Annotated in this window: 16 protein-coding genes; 5 read left to right on the top strand and 11 right to left on the bottom strand. The window is 63.9% G+C overall.

Annotated features, from left to right (window positions below):
- Nucleotides 1–2 precede the first annotated feature (2 nt).
- Both ACYCAX_RS08250 and ACYCAX_RS08245 read left to right on the top strand, forming a co-directional pair.
- A complete protein-coding gene (locus ACYCAX_RS08250) occupies nucleotides 3–4,340 on the top strand; it encodes a pilus assembly protein (RefSeq protein ID WP_460247772.1) in 4,338 nt (1,445 codons plus the stop codon).
- Between the two features lie 14 nt (nucleotides 4,341–4,354).
- Complete coding sequence (locus ACYCAX_RS08245) at nucleotides 4,355–4,807, top strand: type IV pilin protein (protein ID WP_294973803.1); 453 nt, start codon at nucleotides 4,355–4,357, stop codon at nucleotides 4,805–4,807.
- Between the two features lie 50 nt (nucleotides 4,808–4,857).
- Here ACYCAX_RS08245 and ispH read toward each other — a convergent pair whose 3' ends face one another.
- The 6 genes from ispH to murJ form a co-directional block, all read right to left on the bottom strand.
- Complete coding sequence (gene ispH, locus ACYCAX_RS08240; RefSeq protein WP_294973807.1) at nucleotides 4,858–5,802, bottom strand: 4-hydroxy-3-methylbut-2-enyl diphosphate reductase; 945 nt, start codon at nucleotides 5,800–5,802, stop codon at nucleotides 4,858–4,860.
- Nucleotides 5,803–5,899: 97 nt separating this feature from the next.
- Nucleotides 5,900–6,352, bottom strand: coding sequence for an FKBP-type peptidyl-prolyl cis-trans isomerase (gene fkpB, locus ACYCAX_RS08235; RefSeq protein ID WP_015475691.1), 453 nt, complete (start codon nucleotides 6,350–6,352; stop codon nucleotides 5,900–5,902).
- On the bottom strand, nucleotides 6,345–6,854 hold the full coding sequence (gene lspA / locus ACYCAX_RS08230; protein WP_460247771.1) for a signal peptidase II: 510 nt from the start codon (nucleotides 6,852–6,854) through the stop codon (nucleotides 6,345–6,347). Before lspA ends, fkpB begins: the two co-directional genes overlap by 8 nt.
- Nucleotides 6,847–9,681, bottom strand: coding sequence for an isoleucine--tRNA ligase (gene ileS, locus ACYCAX_RS08225; RefSeq protein WP_460247770.1), 2,835 nt, complete (start codon nucleotides 9,679–9,681; stop codon nucleotides 6,847–6,849). The genes lspA and ileS overlap by 8 nt, the downstream gene beginning before the upstream one ends.
- Before the next feature lie 21 nt (nucleotides 9,682–9,702).
- Nucleotides 9,703–10,641: a bifunctional riboflavin kinase/FAD synthetase gene (ribF, locus tag ACYCAX_RS08220; RefSeq protein WP_015475688.1), complete on the bottom strand. Its 939-nt coding sequence runs from the start codon at nucleotides 10,639–10,641 to the stop codon at nucleotides 9,703–9,705.
- Between the two features lie 103 nt (nucleotides 10,642–10,744).
- The gene (gene murJ / locus ACYCAX_RS08215) at nucleotides 10,745–12,283 is read right to left on the bottom strand and encodes a murein biosynthesis integral membrane protein MurJ (protein WP_015475687.1); all 1,539 of its coding nucleotides are present in this window, start codon (nucleotides 12,281–12,283) and stop codon (nucleotides 10,745–10,747) included.
- A gap of 253 nt (nucleotides 12,284–12,536) precedes the next feature.
- Here murJ and rpsT point away from each other — a divergent pair, with 253 nt between their 5' ends.
- On the top strand, nucleotides 12,537–12,806 hold the full coding sequence (gene rpsT, locus ACYCAX_RS08210) for a 30S ribosomal protein S20 (protein WP_009617555.1): 270 nt from the start codon (nucleotides 12,537–12,539) through the stop codon (nucleotides 12,804–12,806).
- Nucleotides 12,807–12,959: 153 nt separating this feature from the next.
- Here the strand turns inward: rpsT and ACYCAX_RS08205 are convergent, their stop codons facing one another.
- The 5 genes from ACYCAX_RS08205 to rplU form a co-directional block, all read right to left on the bottom strand.
- On the bottom strand, nucleotides 12,960–13,415 hold the full coding sequence (locus ACYCAX_RS08205; RefSeq protein ID WP_081517335.1) for a CreA family protein: 456 nt from the start codon (nucleotides 13,413–13,415) through the stop codon (nucleotides 12,960–12,962).
- 11 nt (nucleotides 13,416–13,426) lie between these two features.
- Nucleotides 13,427–14,545, bottom strand: a complete 1,119-nt coding sequence (gene proB, locus ACYCAX_RS08200; RefSeq protein ID WP_294973838.1) for a glutamate 5-kinase — start codon at nucleotides 14,543–14,545, stop codon at nucleotides 13,427–13,429.
- A 61-nt stretch (nucleotides 14,546–14,606) separates the two neighbouring features.
- A complete protein-coding gene (gene cgtA / locus ACYCAX_RS08195; protein WP_015475684.1) occupies nucleotides 14,607–15,827 on the bottom strand; it encodes an Obg family GTPase CgtA in 1,221 nt (406 codons plus the stop codon).
- A gap of 159 nt (nucleotides 15,828–15,986) precedes the next feature.
- Nucleotides 15,987–16,244: a 50S ribosomal protein L27 gene (rpmA, locus tag ACYCAX_RS08190; RefSeq protein WP_009617551.1), complete on the bottom strand. Its 258-nt coding sequence runs from the start codon at nucleotides 16,242–16,244 to the stop codon at nucleotides 15,987–15,989.
- A gap of 22 nt (nucleotides 16,245–16,266) precedes the next feature.
- On the bottom strand, nucleotides 16,267–16,578 hold the full coding sequence (rplU, locus tag ACYCAX_RS08185) for a 50S ribosomal protein L21 (RefSeq protein WP_015475683.1): 312 nt from the start codon (nucleotides 16,576–16,578) through the stop codon (nucleotides 16,267–16,269).
- 241 nt (nucleotides 16,579–16,819) lie between these two features.
- On the opposite strand from rplU, the gene ACYCAX_RS08180 reads away from it, so the two are divergent.
- Together ACYCAX_RS08180 and ACYCAX_RS08175 are read left to right on the top strand one after the other, a co-directional pair.
- Nucleotides 16,820–17,788: a polyprenyl synthetase family protein gene (locus tag ACYCAX_RS08180; protein ID WP_015475682.1), complete on the top strand. Its 969-nt coding sequence runs from the start codon at nucleotides 16,820–16,822 to the stop codon at nucleotides 17,786–17,788.
- 169 nt (nucleotides 17,789–17,957) lie between these two features.
- Nucleotides 17,958–18,182: a PA4570 family protein gene (locus ACYCAX_RS08175; RefSeq protein ID WP_015475681.1), complete on the top strand. Its 225-nt coding sequence runs from the start codon at nucleotides 17,958–17,960 to the stop codon at nucleotides 18,180–18,182.
- Nucleotides 18,183–18,249 lie beyond the last annotated feature (67 nt).

Here is an 18,249-nt window from a genome sequence, read left to right as displayed (position 1 = left end):
ACATGACCCGATTCCCTCGCCGTATCGCCCTGGCGCTGCTGAGCGGCCTCTACTGCCTGTCCAGCGCCCAGGTCGCGCTGGCGGCGGCAGACACCACCACCAGCCAGGTGCCGGCCCAACTGCCGCTGTTCGTCAACCCGACGGTGCCGCCGCTGAACCTGCTGGTGGTCGGCCGCGACCACAAGCTGTTCTTTCCGGCCTACAACGATGCCTCCGACCTGGACGGCGACGGCTCCCTGGATATTCGCTACAACCCGGAAATCACCTACTTCGGTTACTTCGACTCCAACAAGTGCTACACCACCAACAGCGGAAAAACGCTCTTCACGCCAAGCAGATTCACTGACAACAAGAAGTGCGGCGGGCAATGGAGCGGCGACTATCTCAACTACCTCACCACCTCCCGTGCGGACGCCTTGCGCAAGGTGCTGTACGGCGGCTATCGCTCGACCGATACCGCTACCGAGACCGTGCTGGAGCGTTCCTATATCCGCCAGGATGCCCACACCTGGGGCAAGGAATATCTCAGCGTCGCCAATGACGGCTACGACATCGCCGACTACACGCCCTACACGGCGAACGGCACCTATACCCTGTTCGCCAACGCCAGCACGGCGACGAATTCCGCCCCCTACCTGCGAGTTCTGCGCAACGTCAAGAACACCCGGATCTGGGGATGGGTGGCGCGAGAGGTGACGCAGGGCGGTACCAGCGTCACCAATGAAAACCAGACAAACATCGACAACCTGAAACCGGACGACTACGTCGTTCGTGTCAAGGCCTGCGTCGATGACCTGCTGGAAAGCAACTGCAAGCTCTACCCCAACGGCAACTACAAGCCCACCGGCCTGCTGCACGACTACGGTGAAGGCAACCAGATGTACTTCGGTCTGCTGACCGGCTCCTATGCCAACAACCTGCAGGGCGGCGTGCTGCGCAAGGCTATCAGCTCATTCAGCAATGAGTTGGACGCCAACAACGGCATCTTCGGTGAAAAGTCCACGGACAGGAGCGGGCGCGTTTCCTATACCAAGCAGGGACTGATCGCCAGCCTGGATGGAATTCGCATCAGCGACCCGAAAAACGACTCGTCGTACGGCAACTGTACCGCCGGCAATGACCTGAAGAACGGCTCGTGCAAGAACTGGGGAAACCCGCTGGGCGAGATGATGTACGAGGCGCTGCGCTACTACAGTGGTGCCACCACTCCCACTGCCGGTTACAGCTACGGGAGTGACACTACCGACGCGTCCCTTGGCATGACACAAGTGACGGAGTGGGTGAACCCCTACTCCTCCAGCTTCGCCTACAGCTGCTCCAAGCCCTTCATGACGGTACTCAGCGACGTCAATCCCAACTACGACTCGGACCTTCCGGGCAGCCAGTTCAGCAAGACCAACGCCCCTGCCGCCGAGGGAGCCCTGGCGGACTTCAGCGCAAAGACGCTCGGGGATGCCATCTGGAGCGGCGAGAAGCTTGGCAGCGATGCGAGCATCAATATCGGTGAAGTCGCCGGCGGCGACCCGGACGACAAAACCGCCCCCACCGCCAAGAGGGCCTCCAGCTTCGGCGACATCCGCGGACTACCGGAAGAACCCACCAAACAAGGTACCTACAACGCCGCGGCGGTAGCCTACTACGGCAATACCAACCCGATTACCAAGCCCAAGGCCCCGGCTACCACCGGTCAAAGCGTGAAGACCTTCGCCGTGGCGCTGTCCTCGCCGCTTCCCCGCATCCAGATGCCGGTGGGCACCAACACCGTCACCCTGGTGCCATTCGGCAAGGTCGTCACCGACAACCCCGACGTGACGATGCAGATCACCGGCTTCTTCGTGCAATCGATGTACAACATGAAGGGCCAGACATCTGACCCGACCAAGAATGGCGGCCGTCCCCAGGCCATCTTCCGGGTCATCTTCGACGACGCTGGCCAGGGCGCCGACTACGACGTGGACTCCTCGGTGCTCTACACGGTATCGGTGAACTCCACCGGCGGGGTGGACGTCCAGTTGACCCGCAACTACGCCAACGCCGGCTGGGAATCCCATATGGGCTACACCATCGCCGGCACCACCAAGGACGGCATCTATCTGGAAGTGACCGGCGGGCGCAACACCCCCAGGATATCCGGAAGCGGCAACACGCCAAACAAGTACAAACTCGACACCCCCAGCGGAAAGTGGGCCGGAGAGTGCACCAGCAAAGGATCGAACTGCGGCACCCTGAGCGACAAGACCACCACGCGTACCTTCACCCCGTCCCAGAAGACCCTGGTCACCAACCTGCAGGACCCGCTCTGGTACGCGGCCAAGTGGGGCGGTTTCGACTACAGCGCGAAAACCCCGCAGCCCGTGACGGGCAAGTGGGACTCGCAGAAATCCGGCACACCGGACAACTACTTCCTGGTGACCAACGCCACCACCTTGAAGGACCAGATGTCCAAGGCGTTCAACCAGATCCTGCAGAGCAACGGCTCCATCGCGCGTCCGGCCGTATTGCCGGTACTGAGCAGCAGCAACAGCTTCGACACCTACACCACCGACCTGAACGTCACCTACTGGTCCGGCGACCTGGTCAAGAGCACCAAGACCACCGGCAGCAACGCCACCAGCACCCGGGTCTGGAGCGCCAGCGAAGAGATGCCGAGCTGGAGCTTGCGCACCATTAAAATGGCCAATGCCAGCGCCGACGGGCTGCAGGATTTCACCTATAACAACCTGGCCGGCAGGACCTATGGCGGCGTGCAGCTTCAGACCGACCTCGACGCCAGCAAGGTCGCCTTCATCAAGGGCGACAGGAGCAACGAAGGCAGCTACCGTACCCGCACCTCGTTGATCGGCGACATCATCAACTCCGGTCCGGTACTGGTAGGCGGCGCGCAATACCTGGCATCGATGGCCGACACCCTCAATGGCGAGACCGGCGATTACGCCGCCTTCAAAGAGGACATGGCCGAGCGCCGCGCGCAGGTCTACATCGGCGCCAACGACGGCATGCTGCATGCCTTCGATGCTGCCGACGGCGTCGAGAAGTTCGCTTACATCCCGACACCGGTGATCCCCAATCTGCATCTGCTGACCGACCCGACCTACAACTCCGACTCGACCAAGCACCGCTACTTCGTGGATGGCACACCGACCGTCGCCGACGTCTACTTTGGCGGCGCCTGGCATACCGTGCTCATCGGCACCCTGCGTGCGGGTGGCCGCGGCGTGTTCGCCCTCGACATCACCGATCCGGACAATATATCCCTGCTCTGGGAGTTCACCGCGCAATCCGATGCGGACCTCGGCTCCACCTTCGCCATGCCCGTGGTCGCCCGCCTGGCCAGCAACGACAAGACCGGTGGCTGGACGGTATTGCTGGGCAACGGATACGGCGGCAGCGAAGGCAATGCCAGCCTGTTCATCCTCGATGTCGCAACCGGCCGGACGCTCAAGAAGCTGACTACCTCGAACAGCACCAACAACGGCTTGTCCGGGGTGCGTGTGGCAGACGCCAACTCCGATGGCATCGCCGACTACGCCTACGCTGGAGACCTGCAGGGCAATGTCTGGCGCTTCAACCTGGCAGCGGGTGCTTCCGGCGCCAGCGTGGCGTTCAGCAACCACCCGCTGTACAGCGCCACGGTCAGCGCCACCGAAGATATCGTGCAGTCCATCACCGCTGCGCCGTCACTGGTGCGCCACCCGAGCGGCACCGGCTTCATCGTGATGTTCGGCACCGGGCGTTACTTCACCGCGACCGACAAGGCCAGCAAAACGCTGCAGACGATTTATGGCATCTGGGACAAGCTGGAAACGACAGCCCCCAGCATTTCCCGCAGCGACCTGGTGGCCCAGAACATCCTGGAAAGCGCCACGACCACCAACAGCGGCGTGACACAGACCATACGGACCGTCAGCCAGAACAGTGTCAACTACGCGAACAAGATGGGATGGACTCTCGATCTGGTCGTCGACGACGCAGAGAAGGACGGTGAGCGGGTTACCGACGACATGCTGGCCCGCGGCAACGTACTGCTGGTGCCGACACGGATTCCCAATGAAGACCCCTGCTCTCCCGGCCTGTCCGGCTGGACCTACGGCCTTGACCCGCTCACCGGCGGAGCGACCAAGTTCAACGTCTTCGACCTGAATCGCGATGGAATCATCGACGCCAGGGACAGCTATGGCGACGACGTGGCCAGCGGCATCGGCAACACGGCCGGCGGCATCGCCCTGAGCAACGACCAGTTGGCGACTCCGGACGACGAGGACCCGCTGCGCAAGATCAACTACGGCCCCAACGCCACAGGCCGGCAGAGCTGGCGCCTGATTCCGAACCCCACGAACTGATCCAGGACCGGACAATGACCCTGCAATCCAATGCCCGCGGCTTCACCCTGATGGAGATGATGATCGCCGTCGCGATCATCGCGATCATCGCGGCGATCGCCTATCCCAGTTACCAAGAGTACATCCGGCGCGCCCACCGCGCGGAGGGCATCGCCCTGCTCAACGATGCGAGCGCCCGGCAGGAGCGCTTCTTCGTGCAGAACAACGCCTATGTCACCCAGAGTGCGAACCTCGGCAAGCTCGGGATGCGCAACACGTCCGGCGAGGGCAATGCCACCGCCGTGACCTCGGACAACGGCTACTACAAGCTCACCGTTTCGGCTCCCAATGGCAGCGGCGGCTACCTGCTGACCGCAACGCCTCAAGGCGCCCAGGCCAGCGACAGCAAATGCAGGAACCTCACACTGAATGCCGCGGGAACCCGAGGTATCAGCGGCTCGGGAAGCAGCAGCGACTGCTGGAAATGAAACAAAAAAGCCCGATCAACCGATCGGGCTTTCATAGACATGAGCTCGGCTCAGAGCGCCTTCACCCGCAATTCCTTGGGCATGGAGAAGGTGATGTTCTCCTCCCGACCGTCCAGCTCCACCTCGGGCTCCGCCCCCCACTCGCGCAACTGCTCGATCACGCCGCGCACCAGGACTTCCGGTGCCGAGGCGCCAGCCGTGATGCCGATGCGCTGCACACCGTCGAACCACTCTTTCTTCAGGTCCTCGGCGCCATCGATCAGATAGCCCGGCGTCCCCATGCGCTCGGCCAGCTCGCGCAGGCGGTTGGAGTTGGAGCTGTTCGGGCTGCCCACCACCAGTACCAGGTCGCACTGGTCGGCCAGTTCCTTCACCGCGTCCTGGCGGTTCTGGGTGGCGTAGCAGATGTCGTTCTTGCGCGGGCCCTGGATGTGCGGGAATTTCGCGCGCAGGGCGTCGATGACCTTGGAGGTGTCGTCCATCGACAGGGTGGTCTGGGTGACGAAATGCAGCGCCTCGGGATTGCGAACCGCCAGCGCGGCCACATCCTCTTCGTCCTCCACCAGGTAAATGGAGCCACCGTTGGACGCATCGTACTGGCCCATCGTGCCTTCCACTTCCGGGTGGCCTTCGTGGCCGATCAGGATGCATTCATGGCCGTCGCGGCTGTAGCGCACCACTTCCATATGCACCTTGGTCACCAGCGGGCAGGTCGCATCGAAGACCTTCAGGCCGCGGTTCTCGGCTTCCTTGCGTACCGCCTGGGAAACGCCGTGGGCGCTGAAGATGACGATGGTGTCGTCCGGCACCTGGTCGAGTTCCTCGACGAACACGGCGCCGCGGTTGCGCAGGTTTTCCACCACGAACTTGTTGTGCACCACTTCATGGCGCACGTAGATCGGCGGGCCGAACACGTCGAGGGCGCGGTTGACGATCTCGATCGCCCGGTCGACGCCGGCGCAGAAGCCGCGGGGATTGGCGAGTTTGATTTGCATGGTGGCCTCGGGTGCTACGCAAGCCGGCCCACGAAGGGCCGGTAGGAATACTTCGCCTCAAGTGCAACAGCCCGCCAGTGGCGGGCCGCGCAGCCAGTCAGGCTGATTGTACGTCGATGATATCCACTTCGAACGACAGGGTCTTGCCGGCCAGCGGGTGGTTGAAGTCGATGGTGACGTGCTGCTCGTCGAAGGCTTTCACGATGCCCGGCAGTTCGGTCTTGGCGGCATCGTTGAAGATCACCAGCAGGCCCTCGGCCAGCTCCATGTCCTGGAACTGGTCACGCGGCATCACCTGCACGTTGGCCGGGTTCGGCTGGCCGAAGCCCTGCTCCGGCTCGATGCTCAGCGTGCGCTTATCGCCGGCCTTGAGGCCGAACAGCGCCTGCTCGAAGCCCGGCAGCAGGTTGCCGTCGCCGACCTTGAAGGTCGCTGGCTGCTTGTCGAAGGTACTGTCGACGACGTTGCCGTCTTCCAGCTTGAGGGCGAAATGCAGGGTGACCTGGCTATCTGCACCAATGCGCTGAATGTTTTCAGAAGCCTCAGCCATGTGTGGTTTCTCCGGATTTCTTCGATTTGAACATGTCCAGCGCCAGCATGACGGCGCCGACGGTGATGGCGCTGTCCGCCAGGTTGAACGCCGGGAAGTACCAGCGGTTCTGCCAGTGCACCAGGATGAAGTCCACTACGTGGCCAAGCAGCATGCGGTCGTACAGGTTGCCCAGCGCACCGCCCAGCACCAAGGCCAGGGCGATGGCCAGCCAGGTCTCGCCGCGCTTGAGGCGCTTGAGCCAGACCACCAGCACGATGCTGACCACGATGGCGATCAGGGCGAACAGCCAGCGCTGCCAGCCCGAGCTGTCGGCCAGGAAGCTGAAGGCCGCGCCGGTGTTGTAGGCCAGGGTCCAGCTGAACAGGTCGGGGATGACCACGATCTGCTGGTACATGGTCAGCTCGGCCTGGAAGAACGCCTTGCTGACCTGGTCCAGCACGAACACCAGTACGGTGATCCACAGCCAGGGGAGACGGCCGAAACGATCGGCGTTAGGCATAGTGGCGAACCTCGCCGGCGCCATCGATGTTCTCGACACAACGACCGCACAGTTCCGGGTGCGCGGCATCGCTGCCGACATCGGTGCGGAAGTGCCAGCAACGGCCGCACTTGGCATGGGTGGACTTGACCACCTTCAGCTTCAGCCCCGGCAGCTCGCTGTCCACCGCATCGGCCGGTGCATCGGCCAGCGGCGCGACGGTGGCGGCGGAGGTGATCAGCACGAAGCGCAGCTCGTTGCCCAGCTTCTCCAGGCGCTTGGCCAGGGAGTCTTCGGCGTAGAGGGTGATCTCGGCCTGCAGGTTGCCACCAATGGTCTTGGCGCTGCGCTGGTTCTCCAGCTCCTTGTTCACGGCGGCCTTGGCGGCCATGACTTCGTCCCAGTAGGCGCGGTCCAGCTCGGCGTCGGCCGGCAGCTCGGAGAGGCCGTCGTACCAGGTGGTCAGCATCACCGATTGAGCGCGCTCGCCCGGCAGGAAGCTCCAGATTTCCTCGGCGGTGAACGCCAGGATCGGCGCGATCCAGCGCACCAGGGCCTCGGCGATGTGGAACAGCGCGGTCTGGCAGGAACGGCGGGCGACGCTGTTTTCCTGGGTGGTGTACTGGCGGTCCTTGATGATGTCCAGGTAGAAGCCGCCCAGCTCCTGCACGCAGAAGTTGTGCACCTTGGAGTAGACGTTCCAGAAGCGGTAGTCGCGGTAGGCCTCTTCCAGCTCGCGCTGCAGCAGCAGGGCGCGATCGATGGCCCAGCGGTCCAGGGCCAGCAACTGGTCGTTGGGCAGCAGGTCCTTGGCCGGATCGAAACCGGACAGGTTGGAAAGCAGGAAGCGCGCGGTGTTGCGGATGCGCCGATAGGCATCGGCGCTACGCTGCAGGATGGTCTGGGAAACGGCCATCTCGCCCGAGTAGTCGGTGGCGGAAACCCACAGGCGCAGGATGTCGGCGCCCAGGGTGTCGGTGACCTGCTGCGGAGCGATCACGTTGCCCAGGGACTTGGACATCTTGCGGCCCGACTCGTCCACGGTGAAGCCGTGGGTCAGCAACTGGCGGTACGGCGCGTGGCCGTCGATGGCGCAGCCGGTCAGCAGGGACGAGTGGAACCAGCCGCGGTGCTGGTCGGAGCCTTCCAGGTAGAGGTCGGCGGCCGGGCCGCCGGCGTGGCCCAGCTCGGCGTGGGAGCCGCGCAGCACGTGCCAGTGGGTGGTGCCGGAGTCGAACCAGACGTCCAGGGTGTCGTTGATCTTGTCGTACTGCGCGGCTTCATCGCCCAGCAGTTCGGCGGCGTCGAGCTTGAACCAGGCCTCGATGCCTTCTTTTTCGACGCGCAGGGCGACCGCTTCCATCAGCTCGACGGTGCGCGGGTGCAGCTCGCCGGTGGCCTTGTGCAGGAAGAACGGGATCGGCACACCCCAGTTGCGCTGGCGCGAGATGCACCAGTCCGGGCGGCCGGCGATCATGCCGTGCAGGCGCGCCTGGCCCCAGTTGGGCACGAAGTCGGTTTCGGTGATGGCCTGCAGCGCGCGCGCGCGCAGGGTATCGCCGGCTTCCGGCTGCTTGTCCATGCCGACGAACCACTGCGCGGTGGCGCGGTAGATCAGCGGGGTCTTGTGGCGCCAGCAGTGCATGTAGCTGTGGCTGATGCTGGCATGCTTGAGCAGCGCGCCGACTTCATCGAGCTTGGCGACGATGGCCGGGTTGGCCTTCCAGATGAACTGGCCGCCGAAGAACGGCAGGTCGGCCACATAGACGCCATTGCTCTGCACGGGGCTGAGGATGTCGTCGTTGCTCATGCCGTACTGCTTGCAGGTACGGAAGTCGTCCTCGCCGTAGGCCGGGGCGGAGTGAACCACGCCGGTGCCGGCGCCCAGCTCGACGTACTCGGCCAGGTAGACCGGCGAGAAGCGCTCGTAGAACGGGTGGCGGAAGCGGATCAGGTCCAGCGACTCGCCCTGGGCGGTGGCGATGACCTGGCCTTCCAGGCCGTAGCGTTGCAGGCAGGACTCGACCAGTTCCTCGGCCAGCACCAGCAGGCGCTCGCCGGTGTCGACCAGCGCATAGGTGAATTCGGGGTGGACGTTCAACGCCTGGTTGGCCGGAATGGTCCAGGGGGTGGTGGTCCAGATGACGATGGCGGCAGGCTTGGGCAGGCTGGCCAGGCCGAAGGCGGCGGCCAGCTTGTCGGCATCTTCCACCGGGAAGGCGACGTCGATGGCGTCGGATTTCTTGTCGGCGTACTCGACTTCCGCCTCGGCCAGGGCCGAGCCGCAGTCGAAGCACCAGTTCACCGGCTTCAGGCCCTTGAACACGAAGCCCTGCTTGACCATCTCGGCGAGCGCGCGAATTTCACCGGCCTCGTTGGAGAAGTTCATGGTCTTGTAGGGGTTGTCCCACTCGCCCAGCACGCCCAGGCGGATGAAGTCGGCCTTCTGCCCTTCGATCTGCTCGGCGGCGTATTCGCGGCACAGCTCGCGGGTCTTGTCCGCCGGCAGGTTCTTGCCGTGGGTGGTCTCGACCTTGTGCTCGATCGGCAGGCCGTGGCAGTCCCAGCCCGGCACATAGGGGGCGTCGTAGCCGGCCAGAGTCTTGGAACGGACGATGATGTCCTTGAGGATCTTGTTGACCGCGTGACCGATGTGAATGCTGCCGTTGGCGTAGGGCGGGCCATCGTGCAGGATGAATTTCGGGCGACCTTCGCCAATCTTCCGCAGTTGCTGGTACAGGCCAATATCGTTCCAGAACTTCAGGGTATGCGGCTCGCGCTGCGGCAGGCCGGCTTTCATCGGGAAGTCGGTTTCGGGAAGGTTCAGAGTGGCTTTGTAATCGGTCATCTCAGGGCCTGTTCAGGATCTTCAATCAAGCGGTTGGCCCAGCCAATAGGCCCGGGCGGCGGCGATGTCGGCGAGGATGGCCGCCTTGAGTGCCTCGAGCGAGGCAAAACGCTGCTCATCACGCAGCTTCTGGTGGAAAGTGATGTCCAGATGCTGGCCGTAAAGGTCGCCAGCGAAGTCCAGCAGATGCACTTCCAGGTGGGGCCGGCCATCGCCATTCACAGACGGCCGGGTGCCGATGTTGGCAACCCCGTTGCAGCGCTGGCCAGCCACCATCGTGCTGACCAGGTAAACCCCATTGAGCGGCGCCTTGCGGCGCTTGAGCTGGATGTTCGCGGTGGGCGAACCCAGCGTACGGCCCAGCTTCTGTCCGTGCAGCACGCGGCCGCTCAGGCGGTATGGACGGCCCAGCAGGCGCTCGGCCATGTGCAGGTCGCCGTCGGCCAGGTCCTTGCGGATGCGCGAACTGCTCACGCGCATGCCGTCGACTTCCACGGTGGTCGCGGCTTCGACGGTGAAGCCCTGCTCCGCGCTGGCGTTGACCAGGAAGGCGAAGTCGCCGGAACGGTCGCAGCCGAAGCGGAAATCGTCACCCACTTCCAGATGACGGACCCGCAGGCCCTCCACCAGCACCTGGCGGACGAACTCGGCGGCCGACAGTTCGCGCAGGCGGCGGTTGAAGGCCAGGCAGAGAACGAAGTCGACGCCGTACTGGCGCAGCAGCTCGAGCTTCTCGCGCAGGCGGGCCAGGCGCACCGGCGCGGCATCCGGGGCGAAGTATTCGCGCGGCTGCGGCTCGAAGATCACCACGCAGCTGGGCACGCCCAGCTCCAGCGAACGCTCGCGCAGACGCCCCAGGATCGCCTGGTGGCCAAGATGGACGCCGTCGAAGTTACCGATGGTGGCGACACAGCCCCCGGACAGGGGCCGCAGGTTGTGAAGGCCTCGAAGCAGCTGCATAGCGCGCGTATTGCTCAGAAAGTGGTCGATTATACCCACACCCGCCGCCGTGCGACAGGCAAAATGCCGTCGCCGAAAGCGGATGCAACCCTTTGCCGCTGACTCAGGATACCGCCCGCCGGGAAAAGTCCCGGATGCGGAAGCCGAGAAGTGCCAGCATACCGAAATAGGCGACGACGCCGGCCATCACCAGGCCGCCAAGACGCAGCAGGCGCCAGAGCATATCGCCCTGGCCCCAGGCCGGCATCACGATCATCAGCCCCACCAGCACGACGCACATCACCAGCACCGCCACCACCAGCTTGACGATGAACGCGCCCCAGCCCGGCTGCGGCTCGAACAGGCGATGCTTGCGCAGTTGCCAGTACAGCAGGCCGGCGTTGAGGCAGGCCGCCAGGCTGATCGCCAGGGCCAGGCCGGCATGCTTGAGCGGACCGATGAACACCAGGTTCATCAACTGCGTGGAAACCAGGGTGAACAGCGCGATCTTCACCGGCGTCTTGATGTTCTGCCGCGCATAGAAACCCGGCGCCAGCACCTTCACCAGAATGATGCCGAGCAGGCCGACAGCGTAGGCGATCAGTGCGCGCTGGGTCATCAGCGCGTCATGGGCACTGAACTTGCCGTACTGGAACAGCGAAACGGTCAGCGGCTCGGCGATCACCGCCAGCGCCAGGGAACACGGCAGCGCCAGCAGGAAGCACAGGCGCAGGCCCCAGTCCATCAGCCGCGAATACTCGTGGCGGTCATCGCTGGCGTAGGTCTTGGCCAGCGACGGCAGCAGGATGGTGCCCAGCGCCACGCCCAGCACGCCGGACGGCAGCTCCATCAGGCGATCGGCGTAATACATCCAGGACACGGAACCGGCCACCAGGAAGGAGGCGAAGATGGTGTTGATGATCAGCGAGATCTGGCTGACCGACACGCCGAGGATCGCCGGCCCCATCTGCTTGAGCACACGCCACACGCCGGAATCGCGCAGGTTGATGCGCGGCAGCACCAGCATGCCGATCTTCTTCAGGTGCGGCAGTTGGTAGAGCAGTTGCGCCAGCCCACCGGCCAGCACCGCCCAACCCAGCGCCATGATCGGCGGATCGAAGTACGGCGTCAGGAACAGCGCGAAGAGAATCATGCTGACGTTCAGCAGGGTCGGCACGAAGGCCGGCACCGAAAAGCGGTTCCAGGTATTGAGGATCGCCCCCGCCAGCGAGGCCAGCGAGATCAGCAGGATGTAAGGAAAGGTCACCCGCAGCAGGGAACTGGTGAGCTGGAACTTCTCCGGCGAATCGACGAAACCGGGTGCCGTCACCCAGATCACCCAGGGCGCGGCGAGAATCCCCAGCGCGGTGACCAGCGCCAGGATCAGGGTCAGCAGACCGGATACGTAGGCGATGAAGGTACGGGTCGCCTCCTCGCCCTGCTGGGTCTTGTACTCGGCCAGGATCGGCACGAAGGCCTGGGAAAACGCGCCCTCGGCGAAGATCCGGCGCAGCAGGTTGGGCAGCTTGAAGGCGACGAAGAAGGCGTCGGTGGCCATGCCGGCGCCGAACATGCGCGCGACGATGGTATCGCGCACGAAGCCGAGCACCCGCGAGATCATGGTCATCGAGCTGACCGCGGCCAGCGACTTGAGTAGGTTCATAGCGTCCAGAACTGGTAGAATGGCCGCCCCTGCCGGGCACGGCACTGGCCTGGAGCGATTGCTCGACCGCCAGGCGAAGCGCAGCAGTGTAGGGCCGCGGGGCGAATAAATCACCCCATCCGCCGGACAGCGTGCGCCCGTCGCACCACTCGTCGGCGGCCGCGCACACCCTTGACAAGGCCCTGATGCAACGGCATTATTCGCGGCCTTAATTTATTCGCAACATCCCAAGTTTTTTTCGAGGAGCTCGACGGTGGCCAACACACCTTCCGCCAAAAAACGCGCCAAACAGGCTGAGAAGCGTCGCAGCCACAACGCCAGCCTGCGTTCCATGGTTCGTACCTACATCAAGAACGTAGTCAAAGCAGTCGACGCCAAGGACCTGCCGAAGGCCCAGGCCGCTCTGGTTGCCGCCGTACCGGTCATCGACCGCATGGCTGACAAAGGCATCATCCACAAGAACAAGGCCGCTCGTCACAAGAGCCGTCTGAACGCCCACGTGAAGGCCCTGGCCACCGCGTAAGCGTTCCGTTCTTGAAAAACCGGCCCCAGGGCCGGTTTTTTATTGCCCGCAAAAACCTGTAGGAGCGAGCTTGCTCGCGAACAGACTCATCAGCCACCTCGCAGCGGCCGGCAAACCACATTCGCGAGCAAGCTAGCCCCTACGAAAAGCCGTTTATTTTTCAGGCCACGGCATGATCGGAATCGCCGTCACCGCATTCTGCGGACTGCCCTCGATCACCCGGTCGCTGTAGACCAGATAGACCAGCGCATTGCGCTTCTTGTCGAAGAAGCGCACCACCTGCATGGTCTTGAACACCAGCGAAGTGCGCTGCTGGAACACCACCTCGCCGTCCTTGAGCTCACCCGCGAAGCGGATCGGCCCGACCTGGCGACAGGAGATCGACGCCTCGGCACGATCCTCCGCCAGACCCAGCCCACCCTTCACGCCGCCGGTCTTCGCGCGAGACAGGTAGCAGCTGACACCCTGCACCTTCGGATCATCGAAAGCCTCGACGACGATCTTGTCGTTCGGCCCGACCCACTTGAAGACGGTGGACACCTCGCCAACCACATCGGCCCGGGCCAGCGCCGGCAGCAACATCAGCGCCGCCATCAATCCCTTGCGCATGAGCAATCTCCTCAGACGAGCACCAGGTTGTCGCGATGCACCAGCTCCGGACCATCGACATAGCCAAGCATGCCCTCGATGGCATCGGTCGGCTGGCCGATGATCTTCTGCGCCTCGAGAGCACTGTAGTTAGCCAGGCCGCGAGCAATCTCGCGCCCCTGCCGATCCACACAGACCACCATTTCACCGCGACGGAAGCTGCCCTGTACGGCCTTCACACCGACCGGCAGCAAGCTCTTGTGATCCTGAGCCACCGCCTTCACCGCACCATCATCCAGCACCAGGGTGCCACGCATCTGCAGATGGCCGGCCAGCCACTGCTTGCGGGCCGCCTTGCGGCTCTGCTCGGGCGTCAGCAAGGTACCCAGGCGCTCACCGGCACGCAGGCGATCCAGCACGCGTTCGATGCGCCCACCGACGATCACCGTGTGCGCACCGGAACGCGCCGCCAGGCGCGCCGCGCGCAGCTTGGTCTGCATGCCGCCACGACCCAGCGCCCCGCCAGTGCCGCCCGCCACTGCATCCAGGGCCGGGTCATCGGCGCGAGCCTCGAAGATCAGCTCGGCGTCGGGATTGTTGCGCGGGTCAGCGTCGAACATGCCGTCGCGATCGGTGAGGATCACCAACAGGTCGGCCTCGACCAGGTTGGCCACCAGCGCCGCCAGGGTGTCGTTGTCGCCGAAGCGGATCTCGTCGGTGACCACGGTGTCGTTCTCGTTGATCACCGGGATCACGCCGAGGTCGACCAGCGTGCGCAGGGTGTTGCGCCCATTCAGGTAGCGCTTGCGGTCCGAGAGGTCGTCATGGGTCAGCAGCACCTGGGCGGTCTGCAGGCTATGCACGCCGAAGCTGGACTCCCAGGCCTGCACCAGGCCCATCTGCCCCACCGCGGCGGCCGCCTGCAGTTCGTGCATGTCGTTAGGCCGGGAAACCCAGCCCAGGCGACTCATGCCCGCCGCGACGGCGCCCGAGGACACCAGCACCAGTTCGACACCCGCGCAATGCAGCGCGACCATCTGCTCGACCCACACCGCCATGGCATCGCGATCCAGACCGCGACCGTCGGCGGTCAGCAACGCACTGCCAATCTTGACTACCCAGCGCTTGGCGCCAGTGACCTTCTCACGCATACCCTCAACCTTAGAAGTCAGGCTTCACACGTTTCATCCGGACCGGCGAGCGCCGCTCCGATCAAGGCACGTAGAAGATTTCCGGCCCGTCGCCGTCGTCTTCGTCATCCTCGAAATCATCGTCATCCACATCGTCGGCATTCTTCAGGCCGGCGCGACGCAGTGCACGGGCATCGTCCAGCGCCTGCAGACGGGCACGGGCCTCGTCTTCGATGCGCTGATCCAGCGCCGCCAGGGCTTCGCCGTAGGCCGGTTCTTCCTCGATGCGCAGGGTGCGCTCGTCGAGGTACTTCATGATGTCCTGGCTCAGCGCCTCGGTGCCTTCACGCTCCAGGGCGGAGATCACGTAGACCGGACCTTCCCAGCCCAGGCGCTCGACCACGGCCTGTTTGCGACGCTCCTGCTCCTCGGGCTCGAGGATCTGGTCCATCTTGTTCAGCACCAGCCAGCGGTCACGCTCGGTCAGCGCCGGGCTGAACTTCTCCAGCTCGTGGACGATGGTTTCCGCGGCATCAGCCGGGTCGCTCTCGTCCAGCGGCGCCATGTCGACGATGTGCAGCAGCAGGCGGGTACGCGCCAGGTGCTTGAGGAAGCGGATACCCAGGCCGGCGCCTTCGGCGGCACCTTCGATCAGGCCAGGGATATCGGCAACCACGAAACTCTTGAAGCGGCCGACACTGACCACGCCCAGGTTCGGCACCAGGGTGGTGAAGGGGTAATCGGCGACTTTCGGCTTGGCGGCGGACACCGCGCGAATGAAGGTGCTCTTGCCGGCGTTCGGCAGGCCGAGCAGGCCGACGTCCGCCAGTACTTTCAGCTCCAGCTTGAGGTCACGCGCCTCGCCGGGCTTGCCCGGAGTGGTCTGGCGCGGCGCACGGTTGGTACTGGACTTGAAGCGGGTATTGCCCAGGCCGTGCCAGCCGCCCTGGGCAACCATGATGCGCTGACCGGCAGCGGTCAGGTCACCGATGATTTCCTGGGTACTGGCATCGATGATGGTGGTACCGACCGGCACGGGCAGGACGAGATCGTCACCCTTGGCGCCGGTGCAATCCTTGCTGCCGCCGTTCTCGCCACGCTGGGCATCGAAACGGCGGGTATAGCGGTAGTCCACCAGGGTATTCAGGTTCTCGTCGGCCTCGAGGAACACCGAGCCGCCGTCACCACCGTCACCGCCGTTGGGACCGCCTTTCTCGATGAACTTCTCGCGGCGGAAGCTCATGAGGCCGTTGCCGCCGTCACCGGCTTTCACGTGGATGGATACTTCGTCGACGAATTTCATTGCGAACGCCTCCCGCAGCACCTGCGGGTTGAAAATAAGAAAAGGAGCATAGGATACAGCCAAGTCCGCGCAAACGCCCGAACCGACAGCACCTCGCCCGGAAACGCCAGAAACAAAAAAGCCCCGTCGCGAGACAGGGCTTTTTCAGTGAGAGCTCGCTTAGGCAGCGACAACGCTTACATAGCGACGGCCAAAGGCGCCTTTCACTTCGAACTTGATCACGCCGTCGATTTTCGCGAACAGGGTGTGATCCTTGCCCATGCCAACGCCGTAACCAGCGTGGAACTGGGTACCGCGCTGACGCACGATGATGTTGCCTGCTTTGACAGCCTGGCTACCGAACAGCTTCACGCCAAGGCGTTTACTTTCGGAATCGCGGCCGTTGCGGGTACTACCGCCAGCTTTTTTGTGTGCCATGAGTCAATCTCCTGAAAAGGAATTAGGCCTGGATGCCGGTGATTTTGATTTCAGTGAACCACTGGCGGTGGCCCTGACGCTTCATGTGGTGCTTGCGGCGGCGGAACTTGATGATGCGCACTTTGTCGTGACGACCGTGGGAAACCACTTCTGCGGTCACTTTCGCGCCTTCTACCACCGGCAGGCCGATCTTGACGTCATCGCCGTTGGCGACCAGCAGAATGCGATCCAGGTTGATCGCTTCGCCGGTGGCGACGTCGAGTTTCTCGACCTTGAGGAATTCGCCTTCGGTGACTTTGTATTGCTTGCCACCAGTAACAATTACTGCGTACATCTGGATGTCTCCGTTAGACCTGCTCACCCGACGCTTTATAGAAAGAGGAATCGGTCGGCATGGCTGCATGGGGCCGGAAGGGACGCCCGTGCAATTGCGTAAGGCAGGGTATGCCAGGGAAGTTCGGGGCCGAGATTGTACGCAAACCAATGCCCCGGATCAAGCCTCATGGGGCCTTGCCTTGACAGCCCCAACCCCGGCACCTAGCATGCCGCGCAATCTACGAGGAGCGCTGTCTTTGATGCAACCCCAGGCTTTCTATCGCGTGGTGGCGGACGACTTCACCGCCGTCGACGGCATCATTCGTCGCCAACTCACTTCCCGCGTTCCCCTGGTGGAAAAGATCGGCGACTACATCATCTCCGCCGGCGGCAAGCGGCTGCGTCCGCTGCTGGTGCTGCTCTCGGGCAAGGCCCTGGGCTACTCGGGCGATGACCTGCAACTGCTGGCCGCCACCATCGAGTTCCTGCACACCTCCACCCTCCTGCACGACGACGTGGTCGACGCCTCCGGCCTGCGCCGCGGCCGCGCTACCGCCAACGCCCAGTGGGGCAACGCACCGAGCGTGCTGGTGGGCGACTTCCTTTATGCACGCTCCTTCGAAATGATGGTCGAACTGGGCTCCATGCCGGTCATGCGCATCATTTCCCAGGCCACCCGCGTGATCGCCGAGGGCGAAGTGCTGCAGTTGTCCAAGGTCCGCGACGCCAGCACCACCGAAGAAACCTACATGGAAGTCATCCGCGGCAAGACCGCGATGCTCTTCGAAGCCTCCACCCACAGCGCCGCCGCGCTGGCCAACGCCCAGCCGGAGCAATCCGAGGCGCTGCGCCTGTTCGGTGATGCCCTGGGTATCGCCTTCCAGTTGGTGGACGACCTGCTCGACTACCGTGGCGACGCCGCCAGCCTGGGCAAGAACGTCGGCGACGACCTCGCCGAAGGCAAGCCCACCCTGCCGCTGATCGTCACCATGCGCGACGGTACGCCGGAACAGGCCAGCCTGGTGCGCAAGGCCATCCAGCAAGGCGGCAGCCAGGACCTGGAAGGCATCCGCGCTGCCGTCGAGGCCGCCGGCGCCCTGGACTACACCGCCAACCTCGCCCGCGAGTACGCGGCCCGCGCCATCGACTGCCTGAAGGCGCTGCCGGACAACGAGTACCGCGCCGCGCTGACCGAACTGGCCGAGTTCGCCGTCGCCCGCACGCACTGATCCAACGCTCCGCAAAAGCCCGCCCCGGTTCGCCGCGGCGGGCTTTTTATTGCCGCTCCGTTGATCGGGAGCCACAGATCGTCGCCCAGGTGAAATTTTTCCAATTCAGGCTTGCTATTAAGATAATAAGAATTATTCTCATCAAACGGTCTACACGGAGGAACTTGCCATGACCTACATGATCGACGCCTGGCTGGATCGCCCGCACCCGTATTTGCGCATCCTGCATCGGGATACCGGGGAAGTCTGCGCGGTGCTGGAAGAAGACGCGCTGGACGAGTTGCGCGAACAGGGTGGCCTGGAGCTGTCGGAACTCTCCACCAGCGAGCCGCTGGTGCTCAAGGAGTTGGTGCGCAATCTGTTCCTGTTCTGTTACGCCCGCGCGCTGCGCTGAGCGCCACGCCAGACTGTAGGAGCGAGCTTGCTCGCGAACCTCTCAACGCTGGCGCTAGGCCGTTCGC

This window comes from Pseudomonas sp. MT3, assembly GCF_054720805.1.
The sequence above is the reverse complement of the archived record's forward strand: the minus strand, read 5'-3'. Positions and strand labels throughout refer to the sequence as shown.